We start from the raw sequence: 19,572 nt of genomic DNA on the forward strand, positions 1-19,572 counted from the left end.
GGTCTGTCATTCAGCATCATCGTTGAATGTTAATCCGCTATCGCGAGCAGGCTCGCTCCTACAGGGGGGTGTTTTTATGCCGCAATGGCAGGGCGCATCGGTGCCCGCTGAGGTTCAACGACAGCACCAAACAACACCTTCTGCACCGCCTGCTGCGCCTCGAACGCCAATGCCGCGCGCTCCCGACCTTCGCAAGCGATCGGCTTGAGCAGATGAATCTCCACACCGCCACGGTCATTGGCAAACAACCGCATCAGATGCGACAGCAAGTCATCGTCGCCAATGAACGGCGCCAGCGCGCAAGGTTCGCCGTCACGCACATAACGTATCGCCACCGGCTGCATGGCCACTTCGGAATCGATGGCGGCGGATAGCAGGCGGCCATGGAAAGTACGCAGCGAACGGCCATCGGTGGTGGTGCCTTCCGGGAACATCAGCAGGGGGTGTGCCTGTTCCAGGTGACGGGTCATCTGCTTGCGGATCAACTGGCTGTCACCCGAACCACGGCGGATAAACAGGCTGCCGGCCTTGGCCGCCAACCAACCCGCTACTGGCCAGGTGCGCACTTCGGCCTTGGACAGGAACGACAGCGGCGTGAGCATGCCCAGCAGCGGGATGTCGGTCCAGGACACGTGGTTGCTGACCCAGAGCATCGGCGTCTTCGGCAGCTCGCCGTGCACGGTCACATCAAAGGGCAGGGCGTTGCTCAGGCGGGCCATGAAAAACCGCGACCAGCGCTGACGGCGCGCCATCGAATGGGCCATGCCCAGGCGCTCGAACACCCCGAACACGCTGGCCATGCCCAGGCCCAGCGTCACCACCACCAGCACTCGCGCGATTCGCGCGTACACCCGCAACCGGCTCATTACACAGCCGCCTTGAAGTGTTTGGCGTAACGCGGGCAGAGTTCGTCGCGTTTGAGCAGGATGAACACATCGGCGACCTGGAAGTCTTCGTCCCAGCATGGCTCGCCGCAGATCTTCGCGCCCAGGCGCATGTAGGCCTTGAGCAGCGGTGGCATTTCGGCAATCACGTTCGACGGGATGTCCAGGCTTGGCAGAGGGTTTTTCGGCTCGGCGCGCAGATGTTCGGTGCACAGGTAGCGTTCGCGCAGACGCTGCATGATCGCGTGGGCCTGCACGCCGCCATCCTGCATCGGAATGCTCGCGCACCCCATCAGGTAGCTGTAGCCGCCCTGGTTCAGGACTTCCGCCAGTTCGCCCCAGAGCACGGCGATGGTGCCGCCATTGCGGTAGGCCGGGTCGACGCAGGTGCGACCGATTTCCAGGATCGGGCCTTGCAGGTGCACCAGGCCGTGGAGGCTGAATTCTTCTTCGCTGTAGAACTTGCCCAGGCTGCTGGCCGCCGTGTGATCGAGCAAACGGGTGGTTGCCACCAGACGGCCGGTATTCAAGTCACGCACGCCGATGTGGGCGCAGTGAACGTCGTAGTCGTCCATGTCCAGACCCAGTTCAGCACCCTTGAGTCTGGCGTTGAATTCGCCGCTGAACACGTTGAAGCGCAAGGCCTGGGCTTCCTGCAAAGCCTCGGCACCCACCAGGCGTTCGGCTTGCAGGCGGCGTTCGTTGCCGGTGTCGCTGATGCGGGCGATCTGAGTCATGACGAATCTCCGTGCGGGCTGCTCACCCGTCTTTGGGCTACAGCGAATCGACTTTCTTTGTCTAGCCGTGTTGTGCAAAGTCAGGCTATGTAGCCCCGGTGTCATCGCCATTAAGCTTTGGTGATGCTTATATGACAGCCCTCGAGGAGCCTCTTATGCCCTGGCAAACCCTGTTGAACCGCCGTGATCGCTTGCCCGCCAACCCGGATCTGGCCGAAGGTTTCGCGACTTTGTTGCAGCAGTTGGGCACGGTCGCGCCGTTTGAATTGGCGGTGCTTGGCGGGCGGTTGATGGCGACGCCGGGGCTGGCGTTCCTGGTGGGGTATCAGGCGGCCTTGCGCATGCTCTGGCCGAGCGCGCCACTGAGCCTGGGCGCGCTGTGTGCCACCGAACAGCGCAGCCTGCGCCCGGCCGACATGCAAACCCGACTGAGCGGTTTGCGCCTGAGCGGACGCAAGGATTTCGTCACCGCCGGTCATGCCGCCGACTGGCTGCTGGTGGCGGCGCGCAGCGAGGATCCCGGCGCCGATCCACGCTTGAGCCTGGCGGTGATCTATCGCGATGAGCCGGGTGTGCGGGTGGAAAAACTGGCGCCGATCCCGTTGATGCCGGACATCAGCCATGGCCGTTTGTTTCTGGATAACGCGCTGTGCGAATTGCTGGCGGGGGATGGTTGGGATGCGTATGTCAAACCGTTCCGCACGCTGGAAGACATTTATGTGCTGAGCGCCATGACGGCGTGGTTGTATGGCGTCGGTCAGGAATGCGATTGGCCGCAAGGCTTGCAACTTCGGTTGCTGGGGGTATTGGCGGGGTGCGCGGAAACCAGCCGCCAGCCACCGACCCATCCGGCCGGGCATGTGTTGCTTGGCGGGTTGTTTGCACAGTTCGATGGGCTCAAGGCTGAGGTGAATGAGGCGCTGGCTGGAGGGCCTCCAGAGTGGGCGACGATGTGGCAGCGGGATCAGGCGGTGATGGAGTTGGCGGCGGGGGCTCGGGGGAAGAGGTTGGCCAAGGCACTTTCCGGATCTTCGCTGGATTGACTGGCCCCTTCGCGAGCAGGCTCGCTCCCACATTTGAAATGCATTCCCCTGTGGGAGCGAGCCTGCTCGCGAAGACGGCCTCAACAGCAACACAAATCCAGGAACTGTCATCAACCTCGACTAGGCTCAGCAGGTTCAATCTCCGAGCCCCCGCCATGCCCAAAGGCTTGTCCCTGATTTTCCTGCTGTTGCTCAGCCTCACGGCCCGGGCCGAAAACTGGCCCGCCGAGCAATGGTCGACCGCCCCGACGCCCGCTGGCCCAGCGCTTCAAGCCTTGGAGGCCTACGCCTTTCCATCCCGCGATGACACTACTCGTCAGGGCATCCGCACCGATGCCTTGTTGGTGATCCGCGACGGCCAGTTGATCTACGAACGCTACGCCGGTCCGACGACGGCCGAGACGCCGCACCTGACCTGGTCGATCAGCAAGAGCCTGATGGCTACGGTCCTCGGTGTGGCCTACGGCGAAGGGCTGTTCAAACTCGGCGACCCTGTGGCGAAGTTTTATCCGCCCCTGCAAAAATACCCCGACATGACCATGGCCGACCTACTGCACTGGGCCTCGGGCCTGGATTGGCAAGAGGACTATGAATACGCACCGCTGAAGTCTTCGGTGGTGGTCATGCTCTACACCCGCGGTCACCACGACATGGCCGCGTTCACCGCGGCCCATGCGGAGTACGCAGCGCCCGGCCAGGCATTTCGCTACTCCAGCGGTGACAGCAACCTGTTGTCCGCCGCATTAAAAACCATCGTCGGTCCCAGCCGCTATCCCGACTATCCGTGGACTGCACTTTTCGAACCGCTGGGCATTCGCCATGCCGTTTGGGAAACCGATGCCACGGGCACTTTCGTTGCTTCGTCCTATGCCTACCTCACCGCACGGGATCTGGCCCGGGTCGGTCTGTTGATGGCCCGCGAGGGTCGCTGGGCAGACAAGCAACTGCTGCCCAAGGACTGGGTGGCGTTCAACCGCGAGCCGTTCGCTCACTATCACGCCGATCAAGACGATGCCGTCCCCGGCGGTCAGTGGTGGCTCAATCGAGCCGTAGAGGGCGCCGCACGACCCTGGCCCGATGCCCCCGCCGATACCTTCGCCGCGTTGGGCCATTGGGGCCAGGCGATGTACGTGATCCCCAGTGAACAACTGGTGATCGTGCGCTATGGCGATGACCGCGACGGCAGTTACCGGCACAACGAGTTGCTCCAGTTTGCGCTCAAGGCCTTTGCCGGGAAGGTGCAGCCATGAGCAGTTTCATTCGCCGTCGACCAGTCAGTTCCCTGTTGCTGATCCTGCTGATCGCCTTGCTCGGCTGGGTCTGGCACGAGCGGGTGGCGCTGTTGGCGTTCCCCGACATCATCAGCGCCTACACCGCCAAGGAATACTGTTCGTGCCGCTACGTGATGAACAACGACGCCGAGTACTGCCAGGGTTATGTGAAACAGTGGCTGCCCGCCAGCGGCTTTATCGATGACCCGGCCGGCAAGCGCGTCACGGTCAGTGGCATGGGGCGCAGCAACAGCGCGGTGTGGATCGGCGAGCACCAGGGCTGTCGCTTGCAGCCTTGAACACGAATAGATTCGTGGGTGAGGACAAGGCTTTTGTGGCGAGGGGGCTTGCCCCCGTTGCGCTGCGAAGCAGTGCTGAAAGCTGCAACCAAGTAAGTCCGATACACCGGGGAGGCTGGCTTTGCGTCTGCTTCGCAGCCGAACGGGAGCAAGCTCCCTCGCCACAAAGGCAGGTTTGGAGTAATAGACGGCTTGCAATGCGCTGAAGGCCAGTTAAGGTTCAGCACAGGTTTATCTGCCCCACGAGTCTCTATGTTCAAGCGCTCCACCTTCCAAACCCTCACGTTCCTGCTGCTGGCCGGCGCCGCGTTGTCGGCCCGCGCCGATTGGTACCTGGATGGCGAATCCTCACGCCTGTCGTTCGTCAGCACCAAGAATGCCAATGTCTCTGAAGTGCAGCGCTTTCTGGTGTTGCACGGCAAGGTCGACCCCGAGGGGCTGGCGCAGGTCGAAGTCGAACTGGAGTCGATCAACAGCGGCATCCCGTTGCGCGATGAGCGCATGCGCAAGGAACTGTTCCAGATCGACCGGTTTCCCGACGCCTTGATCACCACGAAAATCGATCTGCGCCCGATCAACGACCTCGCTCCCGGCGCACAGCTGGAGTTGCGCCTGCCGCTGACTGTCGACCTGCACGGCAAGCAACACGAGTACCACGCCGAACTGCTGGCGACCCGTCTCGATGATCGACGCTTTCAGGTGGTGACCCTCGAACCGCTGGTGATCAACGCCGAAGATTTCGATTTGGCTCCCGGCCTGGATTCGTTGCGCAAACTGGCCGGTTTGTCGGCGATCAGTCTTTCAGTACCGGTGAGTGCGGTGCTGATTTTCACGGCACGCTGACATGGCCGGAGCGATTTTTCCATGGCGTGAAGGCAACCACTTCGAACTGCTGGTCGATGGTCCGCAGTTTTTCCCGCGCATGCTGGTGGCGATTGCCCGGGCTGAAGAACAGGTCGAACTGGAGCTGTACCTGGTGGAGGCGGGCGCTTGCGCCGAAGCCATGGTTCAGGCCTTGGTGCAGGCCGCCGAGCGCGGTGTGCGGGTACGCTGCCTGTTCGATGATTACGGCAGCCTCGCTTTTACCCTGACCTTGCGCCAGCGGCTGATGGCTGCCGGGGTGGAACTGCGTTTCTACAACCGGCTGAGCTGGCGGCGCTGGGTCGGCAACTTCTACCGCGATCACCGCAAGCTGTTACTGGTGGACCAGAGCCTGGCCGTGGTCGGCGGCACCGGTGTCACTGATGAGTTCTGGACACCGGGCGAAGACGTCAGCGAATGGCACGAAGTGATGGTGGAAATCACCGGCCCACTGGTGCTCGACTGGCAACTGCTGTTCGATCGTCAGTGGATTGCCAACCGCCATCGACGTGCCTGGCGATCGGCCTCGCATTTCGGTTTGCCGCGCCTGCCACGGGTGCCGTCGATAGGCGAGGGCATGGGGCGGGTAGCGTATGCCGACGCCCGTCAACACCGGGACATTCTGCAGTCGCTGGTGCGAGCCCTGAACAGCGGTCAGCGACGGATCTGGCTGGCCACGCCGTACTTTTTGCCGACCTGGAAAGTCCGTCGCTCCCTGCGCCGGGCGGCTGCCCGGGGCGTCGATGTGCGGTTGCTGCTGACCGGCCCCCGTACCGATCACCCATCCGTGCGCTATGCCGGCCATCGCTACTACCCGCGACTGCTCAGGGCCGGGGTGACGATTTACGAATACCAGCCGTGTTTCCTGCACCTGAAAATGGTCCTGATCGATGACTGGGTGAGCATCGGCTCGTGCAACTTCGATCACTGGAACCTGCGCTTCAACCTGGAAGCCAACCTGGAAGCACTGGACCCCGGATTGACCCGAGCGGTAGCCGCGAGTTTCGAACGGGACTTCGGGTTGAGTGAGCAAGTCAGTCTGGAAGAATGGAAGCGTCGGCCACTGTGGCGGCGGGTCAAACAGCGAGTGTGGGGATGGGTGGATCGGCTGGTGGTGAATCTGCTGGATCGACGGGGTTGAACGCAAACTTTCAAACACCCTGAAACCACTGTGGGAGCGAGCCTGCTCGCGAATGCGGTCTGCCAGTCGACGTCATCGTTGACTGGCACACCGTCTTCGCGAGCAGGCTCGCTCCCACAGGGTTACTGCGGTGTAACGGGATTACAGCAACTCAAAACTCTGCTGCGTCACGTCCTCTGAATCCAGGCCGATCTGCACGTTGAACTTGCCCGGCTCCGCCGCGTACTTGAGCTGGGTGTTGTAGAACTTCAGGTCGTCCTCAGTGATGGTGAAGTGCACGGCTTTCTGCTCGCCAGCCTTGACCATTACTTTCTGGAAGTTCTTCAGTTCCTTGATCGGGCGGATCATCGAGCCTGCCACGTCCTGGATGTACAACTGCACCACGGTTTCGCCGTCGCGCTTGCCGGTGTTTTTCACCGTGACGCTGGCGTCGAGCTTGCCGGTCTTGTTCAGTGTGGTCGACGACAGGGCCATGTCGCTCAGGCTGAACTCGGTGTAGCTCAGGCCATAGCCGAACGGGTACAGGGGACCTGTAGTGTCATCGAAGTACTGCGAGGTGTAGTTGCCCGGCTTGCCCGGAGTGAACGGCCGGCCAATGGTCAGGTGGTTGTAGTAGGTCGGAATCTGGCCTACCGAGCGCGGGATGCTGATCGGCAGTTTGCCCGACGGGTTGTAGTCGCCGAACAGCACGTCGGCGATGGCGTTGCCGCCCTCGGTGCCGGTGAACCAGGTTTCCAGGATCGCGTCAGCCTGTTCCTTCTCTTCGAGGATCGTCAGTGGACGGCCGTTCATCAACACCAGTACCAGCGGTTTGCCGGTGGCTTTCAGGGCACGGATCAGCTCGCGCTGGTTTTCCGGGATGTTCAAGTCGGTGCGGCTCGACGATTCGTGGGACATGCCACGGGATTCGCCGACGGCGGCAACGACCACATCAGCATCCTTGGCCGCTTTCACCGCTTCGTCGATCAGCACATTCGCCGGACGCGGGTCATCCACCACTTCCGGGGCGTCGAAGTTGAGGAAGTTCAGGTAGCCGAGGATGTTCTTGTCGCTGGTGATGTTGGCGCCACGGGCGTAGATCAGAGTCGATTTGTCACCCAGGGCGTTGGTCATGCCATCGAACAGGGTCACAGATTGTGCCGGCTTACCGGCGGCCGCCCAGCTGCCCATCATGTCGATGGGTGCCTTGGCCAGCGGCCCGACCAGGGCGATTTTCGCGGTTTTCTTCAGTGGCAGGGTTTCGTTGCGGTTTTTCAGCAGCACCATGCTGCGACGCGCCACATCACGGGCCTCGGCACGGTGCAGGCGGCTGTCGGCGTAGGTGTCGACCGGATCATCCTCGGCCTTGCCGATGCGCAGGTACGGGTCCTTGAACAGACCCATGTCGTACTTGGCGCCCAGTACCGCACGCACGGCGTTGTCGATGTCGCTCTGCTGGATCTCGCCGGCCTTCAGCAGCCCTGGCAGCTCTTTGCCGTACAGGGTGTCGTTCATGCTCATGTGGATACCGGCCTTGATCGCCAGCTTCGCCGCTTCGCGACCGTCGGCGGCGACGCCGTGCTTGATCAACTCGAAAATCGCCCCGTGGTCGCTGACCGCCAGGCCCTTGAAGCCCCACTCCTTGCGCAGCAGGTCGTTCATCAGCCAGGTGTTGGCGGTGGCCGGCACGCCGTTGATCGAGTTCAGCGCGACCATGACCCCGCCAGCGCCGGCATCGATGGCGGCGCGGTACGGTGGCAGGTAGTCCTGGTACATCTTGATCGGGCTCATGTCGACCACGTTGTAGTCGCGGCCACCTTCGACCGCGCCGTACAGGGCGAAGTGCTTGACGCTGGCCATGATGCTGTCGGCTGCGTTCGCCCCCGTGCCCTGGAACGCCTTGACCATCACGCCGGCAATGCGCGACACCAGGTAGGTGTCTTCGCCGAAGCCTTCGGAGGTGCGGCCCCAGCGCGGGTCGCGGGAGATGTCGACCATCGGCGCGAAGGTGATGTCGAGGCTGTCAGCCGCGGCTTCCTTGGCGGCAATGCGCCCGGACAGGCCGATGGCGTCCATGTCCCAGCTCGAGGCCAGGGCCAGCGGGATCGGGAAAATGGTGCGGTGGCCGTGGATCACGTCGTAGGCGAAGAACATCGGGATCTTCAGGCGGCTGCGCATGGCCGCGTCCTGCATCGGGCGGTTTTCCGGGCGGGTGATCGAGTTGAACGTACCGCCGATGTTGCCTGCCGCGATTTCCTTGCGGATCATTTCGCGCGGCATTTCCGGGCCGATGCTGATCAGGCGCAGCTGGCCGATTTTCTCATCGAGGGTCATTTGCTTCATCAGGTTGCTGACGAAGGCTTCCTTGTTCTCCAGGGGTGCGGGCGTCGTGGCGGCCAATACGTTATGACTGGCCAGGCTGACGAACAGGCCCAGCAAACACAGCTTCTTCATGAATAGTTTTCTCAAGGGCCCAAACGGCGATGCACACGCCGGCCAGCCAAAATTTAGGGAGCGTCTATTGTTGTTCGGGTGCCGGCTCAAAAGACCAGAGCCGAAAAACCACAGCCAGATGGCGGATGCGTTTTCGCGCAGGGCCTCTTTTTAGCCCATCGGCCCGTTGCAATCCAGAGGCGCGGGCGATTATGCCCCAAGAGCCGGCTCAGTAGGTTTCACGGTCGGTTTTTTCATGAAATGTACAAGGGAGCGTCAGCCTGATGAATGTAAGTCCAACCTACCGTTCGCGCCTGCAGGTCGCCACGCTGCTGGTGCTGGCTACGTTGCTGACCGCCTGCGGCATCAACAACATCCCCACCCTCGATGAACAGGCCAAGGCCGCCTGGGGCCAGGTGCAGAACCAGTATCAGCGGCGCGCCGACCTGATTCCCAACCTGGTGGAAACCGTCAAGGGCTATGCGGCCCACGAGAAGGAAACCCTGACCGCCGTCATCGAGGCCCGGGCCAAGGCCACGTCGATCCAGGTGGATGCCTCGACCCTCGACAACCCGGAAAAGCTCAAGCAGTACCAACAGGCCCAGGACCAGCTCAGCGGCGCCTTGAGCCGATTGATGGTGGTCTCCGAGCGGTATCCGGACCTGAAGGCCAACCAGAACTTTCTCGCCTTGCAGTCGCAACTGGAAGGCACCGAGAACCGCATCAGCGTGGCCCGGCGCGATTTCATCCTCGCGGTGCAGAAGTACAACACCGAGATCCGCACGTTCCCCGGTCGCCTGTGGCACACCGTGATGTACAGCGACCTGCCGGTGCGCGAGACCTTCGAAGCCACACCGGGGTCGGAAAAGGCCCCAGAGGTCAAATTCTGAACAGCGGTCATCGGCGTCACCACGCAAGAGGTTGCCAATGCGCGTCCTGAAAACAGGCCTGCTGCTGTTGTTGTGGGTGGTGGCGATCACGGCCCAGGCCGAGCTGAGCTTCCCGGCGCTGACCGGGCGGGTGGTCGACAACGCGCAGATGATCGAGCCATCGGTGCGCCAGCAGCTCACCCAACAACTTCAGGCCCATGAGCAAGCCACCGGCGAGCAGCTTGTGGTCGTGACTTTGCCGGATTTGCAAGGCACCGACATCGCCGACTTCGGTTACCAACTCGGCCGCCACTGGGGCATCGGGCAGAAGGACAAGAACAACGGCGCCTTGCTGATCATCGCCCGGGACGAGCGCCGGTTGCGTATCGAAGTCGGTTACGGCCTGGAGGATCGCCTGACCGATGCCCAGAGTTCGGTGATCATCAACCAGGTCATCACCCCGGCGTTCAAGACCGGCAATTTCAGTAAAGGCATCAGTGACGGCGTGGCAGCAATGCTGGTGGTGCTGGGCGGCAATCCCTTGGACGAACCCTCCACGGCGTATGAATCCAGAGGTGATCCGGGGGACGATTTCATCGCGCGACATCCCGGTTTGTTCGTGTTTTTGGTGATGTTGTTCATCCTGACTGTTTTTGTGTCCCAGATGCTCGGTATCCTTCCCTCCGGCCGGGGCGGCTCCGGTGGATCCGGGGGCGGCTTTGGCGGTGGTGGGTTTGGCGGCGGCGGTGGAGGGGGAGGCTTCAGCGGCGGCGGGGGCAGTTTCGGCGGGGGCGGTTCGTCCGGCGGCTGGTGATAATAAAAACGAGCAGGCACTTCACGACATGGCATTACTGACTGAACACGAACAACGCAAAGTGGCCGAGGCCATTGCCCGGGTCGAGCGCGAGACCGACGCAGAACTGGTGACCGTACTCGCGGCCCGCGCCGACGACTATGCGTACATCCCGTTGCTGTGGGCCAGTCTGCTGGCGCTGCTGGTACCGGGCATCGTGCATTACTTCACAGGTTGGCTGACCCTGCACAGCCTGCTGCTGGTGCAATGGGCCATCTTCATCGTGCTGTGCCTGGTGTTCCGTCTGCCGAAAGTCACCACCCATCTGATCCCGCGCTCGGTGCGCCACTGGCGTGCCTCGAACCTGGCGCGCCGGCAGTTTCTGGAGCAGAACCTGCACCACACCGAGGGCAGCACCGGCGTGCTGATTTTCGTTTCCGAAGCTGAGCGTTACGTGGAGATCCTGGTGGATGAAGGGATTTCCAGTCGCCTGGACAACAAGAACTGGGACGCGATCGTCGCCACGTTCACTCAGCAGGTAAAGCAGGGGCAGACGCTGCAAGGGTTTGTCAGCTGCGTCGAAGCCTGTGGCGAGCTGCTCAAGGTGCATGTGCCGGTGACCCATGTGCGCAATGAATTGCCGAACCGGTTGGTGGTGCTCGGCTAAGACTTTTCATCGCGTTATGTAGCGCGCGTCGCTACAACTCCCGTTAATTGTCCGGGTTCGGCCTTGCCATCAGTATTTCTCTCTAATCAGTGGACGCCCAGCGACGGGCGTTCCCGCGAAGAGGGATTCTTATGTCAACCCAACAATCGAATGACTCTTTGGCACGGGTAGTTCCTGACGGAGAGGGAAGTACGCCAACGGCGAAGCTGACGGCGAAAGAAACTCAAATCCTGATGTGGTGTTTCAAGGGCAAGACTTCCTGGGAAATCGCCAGGATCGAGAATTGCGCGGAATCTACCGTCAATTTTCACTTCGCCAATATTCGCCGAAAGTTCGCTGTCAGTTCGCGCAGTTCCGCCTTGCTCAAGGCCATCGAGTCGGGAGCGATCATCGTGGACTCGGTCGTTGCGCGAGGTGCGCATGAGCCTGACTGATTCGACCTACAACGGTATCAGTGGGCTCATGTTGGGAATGGGGATTGCAACGCTGCCAGTCGTTGATGGCGAGGCACTGTTCGGTGCAATGCTCGGAGCGTGGCTGGTCACGACCACTCGCACTGACTTCAAGGCCTGGCAGCGCATTGGTTCCTGGTTGCTGTCTGCAGGAGTCGGTTACCTCTTTACACCTGTCGCACATCCGCTGGCGCCTTTTCTGACAGGAGGCGTGACAGCCTTTCTTTGCGCACTGGTCGTTATTCCTATCAGCATCAAGCTCATGCAATGGATCGATAGCGCCGGTATCGGCGAAATCATTCGACACCTGAGAGGGCGAAAATGATGGTTCGTCAAAGGCTTGCCCTGGTGTGGGTACAGGCTGGCGTGTTATCAGCGCATTTATACCTGTTGCCCGTGGCACGTCTTGAAGCAATGAAACTTCTGATGACATATGTCATCAAGTTTCAGTTGAGGTTTTAAGTGTTGCAAGAATAGAGGCCATTTCGGAAAGTCTGAGTTCCATATCACGCAGTCGTTGCTTTTCCTCGAGTGCGTTTTGTATGGCGCAGCGATCAGCTTCGTCGAGCAACCGCCAGAGCGCGAGAATGGTGTCTTCCCGTGTTGTGCTTGCCTGATCAGCCTCCGAAGAATCAGTAACTGTTTGTCTCAGGACCGGCCCTTCACCCAGCAGCAACCAGTCAAGGGAGATTCCCCGCGCTTGTGCGATTTCTACGCATAATGAGTATGGCGTGCTATCGCGGCCTTTCCAGCTACTAAGTGTCTGCGGGCTGATCTGTAGCGCGGAAGATAAAGAAGCATCGGTTTTTGTGCCAGTAACTTGCTTTAGTCGAGCCAAAACGGCTTGTGATTTTTTGCTACGCAATTTGAGCCTCTTCCTTTTGACATATGCTTTTTGAGTGCCTAATTTGTGCGTAATGAGTATTTTTTTTCATAATAAGTAATCAATCATCAAAGATGAGTCAGAAGAATACGATGTCGAAACTTCTTAATGGTATCAGGGTGATTTCCTACGAGCATGGCTCGAACCCATTACGCATCTGCCCGATGCACTTCCTTATGTCTGGCAGACTCTGTTCGCAAGTCCGCAGCGCCACGATGAACGCCTCAAGCAGTATTGCGTTTGATCAGGTTGATTGCCACCCAATGACCGTCGGGAATCGAGCATGAGTACTTATAAAATGGTGTGCCCGCACTGCTTGAGCAGGATGCGCATCCGCACCAGCGAAGGCCGGCATATTTTCCTGCGGGTGGCGTATCTGCAATGCACGTCGGAAGCTTGCGGCTGGTCCGTTCGTGCCGAATTTGAAATGACCCATGAACTTTCGCCCAGTGGCATGCCCAATCCGGCCGTGCGCTTGCCTTGTGCCGGGCCCGATTTGCGTCGTGCCGCCCGGCCCGTTGCAGTCAGTCCTGCCACGACAGAAGTGCCGCAGGAGACGTGAGCATGAAGATTACCGATGAAAATGCAGGTCTGAATGAGGAGCTATTGGCGATAGCCCAGGCGTTTCTGGGGCGTCATGAAAGTGAAGGGGGGATCGATGATCAGATCCTGTTTTGTCGAGCGGTGAAGCATCTGCAGAATATGGATGTGCCGATGCACCTGGCGGAAAGGCTGGTCAGCCGTGCCTATGGCGTACTCAAGTCGTGCAACGACCGGCGGCGCCTGGACATCGATGCCAGTTCCGAAACGGTCGCCGTGGTGACTGACCCTGCCAATGGCCTGACCTGGGCAGTGCCAGTGGGGCTGATCGTCAAACACATCATTAACTCACCGAATAACCGCAGGCTTCGCCTGGTGGAACCCTGAGGTTTCAACGCTTGTATTGAGGTCCTGGGCTGCATGACTGGGACCTGCCGCAAAATAACCCCGTGCCCAAAGTCCTCGTCCCCCTTAAAATACCGGCATTCTCCGATTTGCATCGCCTGAGGCCGTTTTTCCATGTCCGTCACCGCCACTCCCGCCAGCCTCGCGCCGGATCATCACGCTCAGTTCATCGACCTGCTGCAAACCAGCCTCGAGCACAATGCGTTCATCAAACTGGTGCTGGCCAAGTACGTGGGCGATGAAACGGACCTGCAGCGAATCATCATCAAACCGGTGACGGTCAAGGCGCAGCCTTGCCTGTCTTTTGTCTACCGCTACAAGACCCGCGATATCACCAAGAACCTGCCGCTGGCCGACGGCGTGGCGAGTATTGCCGGGCTGCTGCCGGCGTCGTTCAAAAATGCGCATTTGTTGTCGTTGACTGACGAAGCCCAGCTCGAATACAGCAAAAAGGGCAAGTCATCACTGTTCAAGAGCCAACCTCAGCAATTGCGCGAAGTGCCATCGGCCGAGCATAACCGTGAGAAAAACCGTTTTCTTGACCTGAGCCGGCCGTTTCTCGCCGACCTGGGTGTGACCAACAAGCAGCATGAACTGATCCCGGCGATGTCGCGCAAGTGGAAGCAGATCAACAAGTTCATCGAAGTGTTCAGCCATGCGCTGACGTCGTCACCCCTGGCGCTGGACAAACCGGTGCGTGTGGCGGACTTCGGTTCGGGCAAGGGCTACCTGACCTTCGCCATCCACGATTACCTGCGCAACACCTTGAAGGCCGAAGGCGAAGTGACCGGTGTCGAACTGCGTGAAGACATGGTCACCCTGTGCAACACCGCGGCTGCCAGGCTTGAACACCCCGGCCTGGTGTTCAAGTGCGGTGACGTGCGCAGCGTGGCGCCGAGCGAGCTGGACGTGATGATCGCCCTGCATGCCTGCGACATCGCCACCGACTATGCGATCCACACCGGCATCCGTTCCGGCGCGGCGATCATCATGTGCTCGCCGTGCTGCCACAAACAGATCCGCCTGCAAATCCAGAGCCCGGCACTGCTCAAGCCGATGCTGCAATACGGCTTGCACCTGGGCCAGCAGGCGGAGATGGTCACCGACAGTTTGCGCGCGTTATTCCTCGAAGCCTGTGGCTATGAGACCAAGGTGTTCGAGTTCATCTCACTGGACCACACCAACAAGAACAAGATGATCCTGGCGGTCAAACGCGCCGAGCCGGTGGACCCGGCCCAGTTGCTGGCGAAGATTCAGGAGCTGAAGGATTTCTATCGCATCAGCGAGCATTGCCTGGAAACGTTGCTGCGCGCTGACGGTTATTTGAGCTGACCCTCTGTGGGAGCGAGCTTGCTCGCGATTGCGGACCGACATTCAACACCTATGTTGGATGTGACGACCCCTTCGCGAGCAGGCTCGCTCCCACACTTGGTTTGATCGCTGTCTTGCGTCCCAGCATCACCGTCACGATCACCCCGCCCGCAAACAGCCAGGTAATCGGCTCCACATGTTCACCGAAGAACAGCGCCGAGAAGGCGATGGTGAAGAAGATCTGCAGCAACTGGATCTGACTGACCCGGGCAATGCCGCCCATGGCCAGCCCGGCGTACCAGGCGAAGAAGCCGATGAACTGTGAAAATAGCGAGACATAACCGAAGGCCCACCAGGTCTTGGCGGAAATCTCGCCCTGATGCTGCAGCGCCAGATACACCACCGGGCCGATCAGCAGCGGCGTCGACAGCACCAGCGCCCAGCAGATCACCTGCCAGCCGCCCATCTCCCTGGCCAGTCGGCCTCCCTCGGCGTAGCCCAATCCGCCCACTGCAATGGCGCCGAGCATCAGCAAGTCACCGGCCTGGATACTGCCGGCACCGCTGATCAGTGCATAACCGAGCACCAACGCACTGCCCAATGCGGCGCAGGCCCAGAAGGCTTTCGAAGGCCGTTCATGGGACAACCACGCGGCGTACAGCGCCACGCACAGCGGCTGTAAACCGTTGACCAGCGCACCGTGGGACGCCGGCAAGGTTTGCATGGCCCAGGCCGACAATACCGGGAAACCGAGGATCACCCCGGCCATCACCAGCGTCAGGCCTTTTACCTGTTTCCAGGTTGGCCATTTTTCCCGGCGCCACAGCAACAGCAACGCCGCCGGAACCGCCGCAAACAATGCCCGGCCCAGGCCGTTGAGCAGCGGGTGGAGTTCCTGCACGACGATCCGCGTGAAGGGCAGGGTGAGGCTGAAAATCACAACGCCGAGCAGGCCCAGGGCCATGCCGGTGTTTTCGCGCGAGGACATGATGGCAACCGGAATATTGGGAAATGGGGTAGGGCTTCATATAGCCATAAACCGTGGGTTGTCCGCTGTTACAGCTAGGCACAGACTTATCCGTACAGTTTGCGGGCCTCTTCGCGAGCAGGCTCGCTCCCACAGGGATTGTGTCGTCCTTGTGGGAGCGAGCCTGCTCGCGAAGAACGATTACACGGTAGTAGCTGGTTATTACCCACACCTGCGCAATGGGACTACCTTGAATACTCCTGCAAGCCCACTTCCAGAGGAGTCCTCCCCATGGCTGCGAAAAAAATTCTGATGCTGGTTGGTGATTACGTCGAAGACTATGAAGTGATGGTGCCGTTCCAGGCGCTGCAGATGGTCGGCCACACGGTACACGCCGTTTGCCCGGACAAAGCCGCCGGCCAGACCGTGCGCACGGCGATCCATGACTTCGAGGGCGACCAGACCTACAGTGAAAAACCCGGTCACCTGTTTGCCCTGAACTTCGATTTCGCCAAGGTCGACGCAGCCGATTATGACGCCGTGCTGATTCCGGGCGGCCGTGCGCCGGAGTACCTGCGCCTGAACGAAAAAGTCCTGGAACTGGTGCGCGCATTCGACAAGGCCGGCAAGCCGATCGCTGCCGTGTGCCATGGTGCGCAGTTGCTGGCGGCCGCGGGTGTTCTCGAAGGTCGTGAATGCAGCGCCTATCCGGCCTGTGCTCCGGAAGTGCGACTGGCGGGCGGTACGTATATCGATATTCCGGTGACGGACGGCCATGTCCAGGGCAATCTGGCCACGGCGCCGGCCTGGCCTGCGCACCCGAACTGGCTGGCCGGTTTCCTGGAGTTGCTGGGCACCAAAATCACGCTGTAACGAGGGATAGGTCCATGTGCGAGCTGTACGTCAAAGCCGACCCGATTCTCTACGAATCGCGCTCCCGCTCGCTGCGCATCTGCGGGGTGGTCACCACCCTGCGGCTGGAGAATCAATTCTGGGACATCCTCAGCGAAATCGCCGAGGTCGATGGCATGACCACCAATCAGTTGATCGCCAAGCTGTATGAAGAGGTGATGGACTATCGCGGCGAGGTGGTCAATTTCGCGTCGTTTCTGCGGGTGAGTTGTACGCGGTACCTGAGCCAGCGGCGGACGTCGGCGCCGGAATTGTCGGTGGTGCGGGCAGTGGTGAAGTAGTCAAAACTGCGTCTACCCGTTCGTCGGAACGCCGCCCGGAGCAAGCCCGCTCCCACAGGGATTACGCTGAACCTGTGGGAGCGGGCTTGCCCGCGATGGGGCCGGTACAGGCGACAGAAACACCAGGCTGGTCTTTACTGTGAAGCGCACAACCTCTCAATCGCCAAGGAGAAAGAGCATGTCCGGATGGTATGAAGTGAGCAAAAGCAGCAATGGCCAGTTCAGGTTTGTCCTCAAGGCGGCCAACGCCGAGACCATTCTGACCAGCGAGCTGTACACCACCCACGCCGCCGCCGACAAAGGCATCGCCTCGGTCCAGGCCAACAGCCCGCTGGATGAGCGTTACGAGAAGAAAACCACCAAGGATGGCCACCCGTATTTCAACCTCAAGGCAGGCAACCACGAGATCATCGGCAGCAGCGAGGCCTATTCCTCTGATGCCGCCATGGAGAAAGGCATTGCCAGCGTGAAGGCCAACGGCTCGTCCAAGGTGGTCAAGGACAAGACGTTGCCGGTGCTTTGAGTACAGCTTTCAAAGCCAACACAAATCCCTGTGGGAGCAAGCTCGCTCCCACATTCGACCGCATTTTATCTGAAGGAACTCGGTCACCTGTGGGAGCGGGCTTGCTCGCGAAAGCGTCAGATCGGCCAGTACTAAACTTCGACTGGAACAGATAACTTCGTGCCACCCAACGCATGGCTCTTGGAGTCAAAAAACCGCAACTCAACCCCCGTCCCCTCAAACACCTTCGCGTAATGCCGCTTCTGATGCTGGATGAAGGCCTTGCTGCGCGGGTAAATCGAGATCGCCAGCACCTGCGGTTTCGCCAGGCGCAAGGCGTGGATGATGTGGCTGTCCTGCTCCCCCAACGCATGGCCGAAGATGCACAGCGCCTGGCCGTGACCGAGTAGTTGCTCGTAGCAGAACGACAGGTAGTCCGAACTGCGAATGGTCTTGAGCTTGTCCGCACTCGGCCCTTCGTTGACGAACAGCGGCACGTCGTCGAGGGTCTTGATCGTGTTGTTGATGGCGAAACTGCCCAGCAACGTGCCCTCGGTCGACATCAGCTTGCGCGCCGTACCGTCCTGGTTGCGCACCAGATGCAGACCGCCGTGCAGGTACAGCAAACGGGTTTTATCGGTGGCCGTGTCGCTCAGGTCGAAACCGGGCTCGGCGCCCTGAAACAGATCGGTGATCGCCTCAGGCTGGTGTTGCACCGCCCAGTAGTTGAGCAAGTCGTAATTGGTGGTGAACACCGTGCGGTAACTGGCCAGTTCCTGATTGATGGTAACCAGTGTCGAGGGCACCACCAGCCGCCACGGGATATGCACCGCATGCACGGTGTTGATCAGCGCTTCCTTGATCGCGTAGTAGCGATTGCGCGGGGCGGCGGAGCTGACCGCCAGGGCCTTGTTGACCCGGCTGGTGGTTTTCAAGGCGCTCAGTACCTGCTCGAAACTGCGGGTCTGCATCGCATCGAACACACTCAGCTCGGACGGGCTCAGGGGTTTTTCTTCAACGGTGCGGGCGTTTTCGAACAGCGACTCGTAGCCGAAATCGTCCCACACCGCGCGACTGGCGCCGTTGCCCACCAGCAAACCACTGAACGAAGTGGTGCTGCGCAAGGCGTTCCAGTCTTCAAGTTGAGCATCGACATCCTGGAAATCGGTCATTGCGGTCTTCGTCTCACGGCAAAAGGTCTGTGGGCGGCGACTTTATCACGACCGGTGCCCGGACCACGGCACGACGCGGGCGAAGAACGCTATGCTGCGGTTTCGCCTGAGCCGACTTCGCCGAGTACCCGATGCTGCAAAAAAGCCTGATCCGCCGTCTCGACCTGATCACCCTGCAACTGTTCGTCGCCGTGCATGAAGAAGGCACACTGACCCGTGCCGCCTCGCGCGAAGCGATTGCAGTCTCGGCGGCGAGCAAGCGCTTGATGGAGCTGGAGGAGGCGCTGGGCATCAGCCTGTTCGTGCGCCAGGCCAAGGGCATGTCCCTGACGCCGGCCGGTGAAACCCTGCTGCACCATGCCCGGCAGATGTTGTTCAACGTCGAGAAAATGGGGCTTGAACTGGGCGAGCACAGCCACGGTGTGCGCGGCTATGTGCGGATGCTCGCCAACCTGTCGGCGATCATTCAGTTTTTGCCCGAGGACCTGCGGGATTTTTCCGAGCGTCACCCACAGGTCAAGACCGACCTCGAAGAACGCCCCAGCGCCGGGGTGATTCAGGGCGTGCTCGACGGGGTGGCCGACCTCGGGATCTGTTCCATCGACAGTGACATCAAGGGCCTGCACAGCGTGCTGTATCGCCAGGACAAACTGGTGGTGTTGATGCCGCCGCACCATCCATTGGCGAGCCGGTCGAGCGTGGCGTTCGCCGATACGCTGGGCAGTGATTACGTTGGGTTGCATGCGGCCAGTTCGATCAACATGCGTACCCACGCCGCAGCCCGTGAGGCCGGCAAGGTGTTGCGGGTGCGCATTCATGTGCCAGGGTTCGATGCCATGTGCCGCATGGTCCAGGCCAACATGGGGATTGGCATCCTTCCGCAGCGCGCCTATGAACTGTTTGGCCGGGCGCTGGGGTTGCACGCGGTGCCGTTGACGGACGAGTGGTCGGATCGGGCGTTGATTCTGGTGGTGCGCGATGAGGCGTTATTGTCGCCGGTGAGCCGGATGTTGTTTGAGCATTTGCGAGGGGGTACCTGATCTTGTTGTGTTGATTGGGCCGGCCTCATCGCGAGCAAGCTCGCTCCCACAATGGCTCTGTGGTGCGCTGAAGATCCCTGTGGGAGCGAGCTTGCTCGCGATGACTGACCTGAGGTCGCAACAAGCTTCC

General features: G+C 60.5%; 23 protein-coding genes. 17 read left to right on the forward strand and 6 right to left on the reverse strand.

From position 1 onward, the window contains the following. Positions 1-74: 74 nt before the first annotated feature. Positions 75-866, reverse strand: coding sequence for a lysophospholipid acyltransferase family protein (locus WHX55_RS06310; protein ID WP_150754126.1), 792 nt, complete (start codon positions 864-866; stop codon positions 75-77). Continuing rightward, a complete protein-coding gene (gene olsB, locus WHX55_RS06315; protein ID WP_057400777.1) occupies positions 866-1,621 on the reverse strand; it encodes an L-ornithine N(alpha)-acyltransferase in 756 nt (251 codons plus the stop codon). Before olsB ends, WHX55_RS06310 begins: the two co-directional genes overlap by 1 nt. A 155-nt stretch (positions 1,622-1,776) precedes the next feature. On the opposite strand from olsB, the gene WHX55_RS06320 reads away from it, so the two are divergent. The 5 genes from WHX55_RS06320 to WHX55_RS06340 all read left to right on the forward strand — a co-directional run bounded on the left by WHX55_RS06320 (position 1,777) and on the right by WHX55_RS06340 (position 6,236). After that, positions 1,777-2,664 (forward strand): acyl-CoA dehydrogenase family protein, encoded by an 888-nt coding sequence (locus WHX55_RS06320; RefSeq protein WP_150757348.1) that lies wholly within the window; start codon positions 1,777-1,779, stop codon positions 2,662-2,664. Between the two features lie 155 nt (positions 2,665-2,819). Further along, positions 2,820-3,914: a serine hydrolase gene (locus WHX55_RS06325; RefSeq protein ID WP_353742246.1), complete on the forward strand. Its 1,095-nt coding sequence runs from the start codon at positions 2,820-2,822 to the stop codon at positions 3,912-3,914. Then, positions 3,911-4,234, forward strand: coding sequence for an amidase (locus WHX55_RS06330; protein WP_353742247.1), 324 nt, complete (start codon positions 3,911-3,913; stop codon positions 4,232-4,234). Before WHX55_RS06325 ends, WHX55_RS06330 begins: the two co-directional genes overlap by 4 nt. 252 nt (positions 4,235-4,486) lie before the next feature. Further along, positions 4,487-5,077, forward strand: coding sequence for a YceI family protein (locus tag WHX55_RS06335; RefSeq protein ID WP_150727583.1), 591 nt, complete (start codon positions 4,487-4,489; stop codon positions 5,075-5,077). A 1-nt stretch (position 5,078) separates the two neighbouring features. Next, the gene (locus WHX55_RS06340; protein WP_150757351.1) at positions 5,079-6,236 is read left to right on the forward strand and encodes a phosphatidylserine/phosphatidylglycerophosphate/cardiolipin synthase family protein; all 1,158 of its coding nucleotides are present in this window, start codon (positions 5,079-5,081) and stop codon (positions 6,234-6,236) included. A gap of 141 nt (positions 6,237-6,377) precedes the next feature. Here the strand turns inward: WHX55_RS06340 and bglX are convergent, their stop codons facing one another. Continuing rightward, positions 6,378-8,669, reverse strand: coding sequence for a beta-glucosidase BglX (bglX, locus tag WHX55_RS06345; protein ID WP_353742248.1), 2,292 nt, complete (start codon positions 8,667-8,669; stop codon positions 6,378-6,380). 263 nt (positions 8,670-8,932) lie between these two features. Here bglX and WHX55_RS06350 point away from each other — a divergent pair, with 263 nt between their 5' ends. From WHX55_RS06350 to WHX55_RS06370, 5 genes are all read left to right on the forward strand, one after another. Beyond that, positions 8,933-9,538 carry a LemA family protein gene (locus WHX55_RS06350; RefSeq protein ID WP_150754120.1) on the forward strand — a complete coding sequence of 202 codons (606 nt, stop codon included), beginning with the start codon at positions 8,933-8,935 and terminating at the stop codon, positions 9,536-9,538. Positions 9,539-9,575: 37 nt separating this feature from the next. Then, positions 9,576-10,331 carry a TPM domain-containing protein gene (locus tag WHX55_RS06355; RefSeq protein ID WP_353742249.1) on the forward strand — a complete coding sequence of 252 codons (756 nt, stop codon included), beginning with the start codon at positions 9,576-9,578 and terminating at the stop codon, positions 10,329-10,331. A gap of 28 nt (positions 10,332-10,359) precedes the next feature. Next, on the forward strand, positions 10,360-10,977 hold the full coding sequence (locus tag WHX55_RS06360; protein WP_150727578.1) for a TPM domain-containing protein: 618 nt from the start codon (positions 10,360-10,362) through the stop codon (positions 10,975-10,977). A 131-nt stretch (positions 10,978-11,108) separates the two neighbouring features. Further along, complete coding sequence (locus WHX55_RS06365; RefSeq protein ID WP_150727577.1) at positions 11,109-11,411, forward strand: helix-turn-helix domain-containing protein; 303 nt, start codon at positions 11,109-11,111, stop codon at positions 11,409-11,411. After that, positions 11,398-11,754, forward strand: coding sequence for a putative holin (locus WHX55_RS06370; RefSeq protein WP_150727576.1), 357 nt, complete (start codon positions 11,398-11,400; stop codon positions 11,752-11,754). The genes WHX55_RS06365 and WHX55_RS06370 overlap by 14 nt, the downstream gene beginning before the upstream one ends. A 114-nt stretch (positions 11,755-11,868) precedes the next feature. On the opposite strand, the gene WHX55_RS06375 is transcribed toward WHX55_RS06370, so the two are convergent. Next, positions 11,869-12,294 (reverse strand): helix-turn-helix domain-containing protein, encoded by a 426-nt coding sequence (locus WHX55_RS06375; protein ID WP_353742250.1) that lies wholly within the window; start codon positions 12,292-12,294, stop codon positions 11,869-11,871. Between the two features lie 301 nt (positions 12,295-12,595). Here WHX55_RS06375 and WHX55_RS06380 point away from each other — a divergent pair, with 301 nt between their 5' ends. The 3 genes from WHX55_RS06380 (at position 12,596) to WHX55_RS06390 (ending at position 14,589) form a co-directional block, all read left to right on the forward strand. Then, the gene (locus WHX55_RS06380; protein ID WP_150727575.1) at positions 12,596-12,874 is read left to right on the forward strand and encodes an ogr/Delta-like zinc finger family protein; all 279 of its coding nucleotides are present in this window, start codon (positions 12,596-12,598) and stop codon (positions 12,872-12,874) included. 2 nt (positions 12,875-12,876) lie between these two features. Continuing rightward, positions 12,877-13,239 (forward strand): hypothetical protein, encoded by a 363-nt coding sequence (locus WHX55_RS06385; protein WP_150727574.1) that lies wholly within the window; start codon positions 12,877-12,879, stop codon positions 13,237-13,239. Between the two features lie 132 nt (positions 13,240-13,371). Then, on the forward strand, positions 13,372-14,589 hold the full coding sequence (locus WHX55_RS06390; protein ID WP_353742251.1) for an SAM-dependent methyltransferase: 1,218 nt from the start codon (positions 13,372-13,374) through the stop codon (positions 14,587-14,589). A 49-nt stretch (positions 14,590-14,638) separates the two neighbouring features. On the opposite strand, the gene WHX55_RS06395 is transcribed toward WHX55_RS06390, so the two are convergent. Continuing rightward, positions 14,639-15,556: a DMT family transporter gene (locus tag WHX55_RS06395; protein ID WP_353742252.1), complete on the reverse strand. Its 918-nt coding sequence runs from the start codon at positions 15,554-15,556 to the stop codon at positions 14,639-14,641. 270 nt (positions 15,557-15,826) lie between these two features. Between WHX55_RS06395 and WHX55_RS06400 the strand changes: the two genes are divergently transcribed. The 3 genes from WHX55_RS06400 (at position 15,827) to WHX55_RS06410 (ending at position 17,251) form a co-directional block, all read left to right on the forward strand. Further along, positions 15,827-16,408: a DJ-1/PfpI family protein gene (locus tag WHX55_RS06400; protein ID WP_150754114.1), complete on the forward strand. Its 582-nt coding sequence runs from the start codon at positions 15,827-15,829 to the stop codon at positions 16,406-16,408. Between the two features lie 14 nt (positions 16,409-16,422). After that, positions 16,423-16,728 carry a ribbon-helix-helix domain-containing protein gene (locus WHX55_RS06405; protein ID WP_008051823.1) on the forward strand — a complete coding sequence of 102 codons (306 nt, stop codon included), beginning with the start codon at positions 16,423-16,425 and terminating at the stop codon, positions 16,726-16,728. 178 nt (positions 16,729-16,906) lie between these two features. Continuing rightward, positions 16,907-17,251, forward strand: a complete 345-nt coding sequence (locus WHX55_RS06410) for a YegP family protein (RefSeq protein WP_353742253.1) — start codon at positions 16,907-16,909, stop codon at positions 17,249-17,251. 131 nt (positions 17,252-17,382) lie between these two features. Here the strand turns inward: WHX55_RS06410 and WHX55_RS06415 are convergent, their stop codons facing one another. Then, on the reverse strand, positions 17,383-18,402 hold the full coding sequence (locus tag WHX55_RS06415) for a DUF4917 family protein (RefSeq protein ID WP_353742254.1): 1,020 nt from the start codon (positions 18,400-18,402) through the stop codon (positions 17,383-17,385). A 131-nt stretch (positions 18,403-18,533) separates the two neighbouring features. On the opposite strand from WHX55_RS06415, the gene WHX55_RS06420 reads away from it, so the two are divergent. Continuing rightward, positions 18,534-19,442, forward strand: coding sequence for a LysR family transcriptional regulator (locus WHX55_RS06420; RefSeq protein ID WP_353742255.1), 909 nt, complete (start codon positions 18,534-18,536; stop codon positions 19,440-19,442). Positions 19,443-19,572: the final 130 nt, after the last annotated feature.

It is taken from the genome of Pseudomonas fluorescens, from assembly GCF_040448305.1.
In the GTDB taxonomy this organism is placed as follows: domain Bacteria; phylum Pseudomonadota; class Gammaproteobacteria; order Pseudomonadales; family Pseudomonadaceae; genus Aquipseudomonas; species Aquipseudomonas fluorescens_BH.

Coding starts and splice junctions, on each gene's coding strand:
- WHX55_RS06310 (WP_150754126.1), bottom strand. CDS start 866: ATGAGCCGGTTGCGGGTGTACGCGCGAATCGCGCGAGTGCTGGTGGTG.
- WHX55_RS06330 (WP_353742247.1), top strand. CDS start 3,911: ATGAGCAGTTTCATTCGCCGTCGACCAGTCAGTTCCCTGTTGCTGATC.
- WHX55_RS06380 (WP_150727575.1), top strand. CDS start 12,596: ATGAGTACTTATAAAATGGTGTGCCCGCACTGCTTGAGCAGGATGCGC.
- WHX55_RS06395 (WP_353742252.1), bottom strand. CDS start 15,556: ATGTCCTCGCGCGAAAACACCGGCATGGCCCTGGGCCTGCTCGGCGTT.
- WHX55_RS06410 (WP_353742253.1), top strand. CDS start 16,907: ATGTCCGGATGGTATGAAGTGAGCAAAAGCAGCAATGGCCAGTTCAGG.
- WHX55_RS06385 (WP_150727574.1), top strand. CDS start 12,877: ATGAAGATTACCGATGAAAATGCAGGTCTGAATGAGGAGCTATTGGCG.
- WHX55_RS06350 (WP_150754120.1), top strand. CDS start 8,933: ATGAATGTAAGTCCAACCTACCGTTCGCGCCTGCAGGTCGCCACGCTG.
- WHX55_RS06335 (WP_150727583.1), top strand. CDS start 4,487: ATGTTCAAGCGCTCCACCTTCCAAACCCTCACGTTCCTGCTGCTGGCC.
- WHX55_RS06405 (WP_008051823.1), top strand. CDS start 16,423: ATGTGCGAGCTGTACGTCAAAGCCGACCCGATTCTCTACGAATCGCGC.
- WHX55_RS06420 (WP_353742255.1), top strand. CDS start 18,534: ATGCTGCAAAAAAGCCTGATCCGCCGTCTCGACCTGATCACCCTGCAA.
- WHX55_RS06360 (WP_150727578.1), top strand. CDS start 10,360: ATGGCATTACTGACTGAACACGAACAACGCAAAGTGGCCGAGGCCATT.
- olsB (WP_057400777.1), bottom strand. CDS start 1,621: ATGACTCAGATCGCCCGCATCAGCGACACCGGCAACGAACGCCGCCTG.
- WHX55_RS06415 (WP_353742254.1), bottom strand. CDS start 18,402: ATGACCGATTTCCAGGATGTCGATGCTCAACTTGAAGACTGGAACGCC.
- WHX55_RS06320 (WP_150757348.1), top strand. CDS start 1,777: ATGCCCTGGCAAACCCTGTTGAACCGCCGTGATCGCTTGCCCGCCAAC.
- WHX55_RS06325 (WP_353742246.1), top strand. CDS start 2,820: ATGCCCAAAGGCTTGTCCCTGATTTTCCTGCTGTTGCTCAGCCTCACG.
- WHX55_RS06365 (WP_150727577.1), top strand. CDS start 11,109: ATGTCAACCCAACAATCGAATGACTCTTTGGCACGGGTAGTTCCTGAC.
- WHX55_RS06355 (WP_353742249.1), top strand. CDS start 9,576: ATGCGCGTCCTGAAAACAGGCCTGCTGCTGTTGTTGTGGGTGGTGGCG.
- WHX55_RS06390 (WP_353742251.1), top strand. CDS start 13,372: ATGTCCGTCACCGCCACTCCCGCCAGCCTCGCGCCGGATCATCACGCT.
- WHX55_RS06340 (WP_150757351.1), top strand. CDS start 5,079: ATGGCCGGAGCGATTTTTCCATGGCGTGAAGGCAACCACTTCGAACTG.
- WHX55_RS06400 (WP_150754114.1), top strand. CDS start 15,827: ATGGCTGCGAAAAAAATTCTGATGCTGGTTGGTGATTACGTCGAAGAC.
- WHX55_RS06370 (WP_150727576.1), top strand. CDS start 11,398: ATGAGCCTGACTGATTCGACCTACAACGGTATCAGTGGGCTCATGTTG.
- bglX (WP_353742248.1), bottom strand. CDS start 8,669: ATGAAGAAGCTGTGTTTGCTGGGCCTGTTCGTCAGCCTGGCCAGTCAT.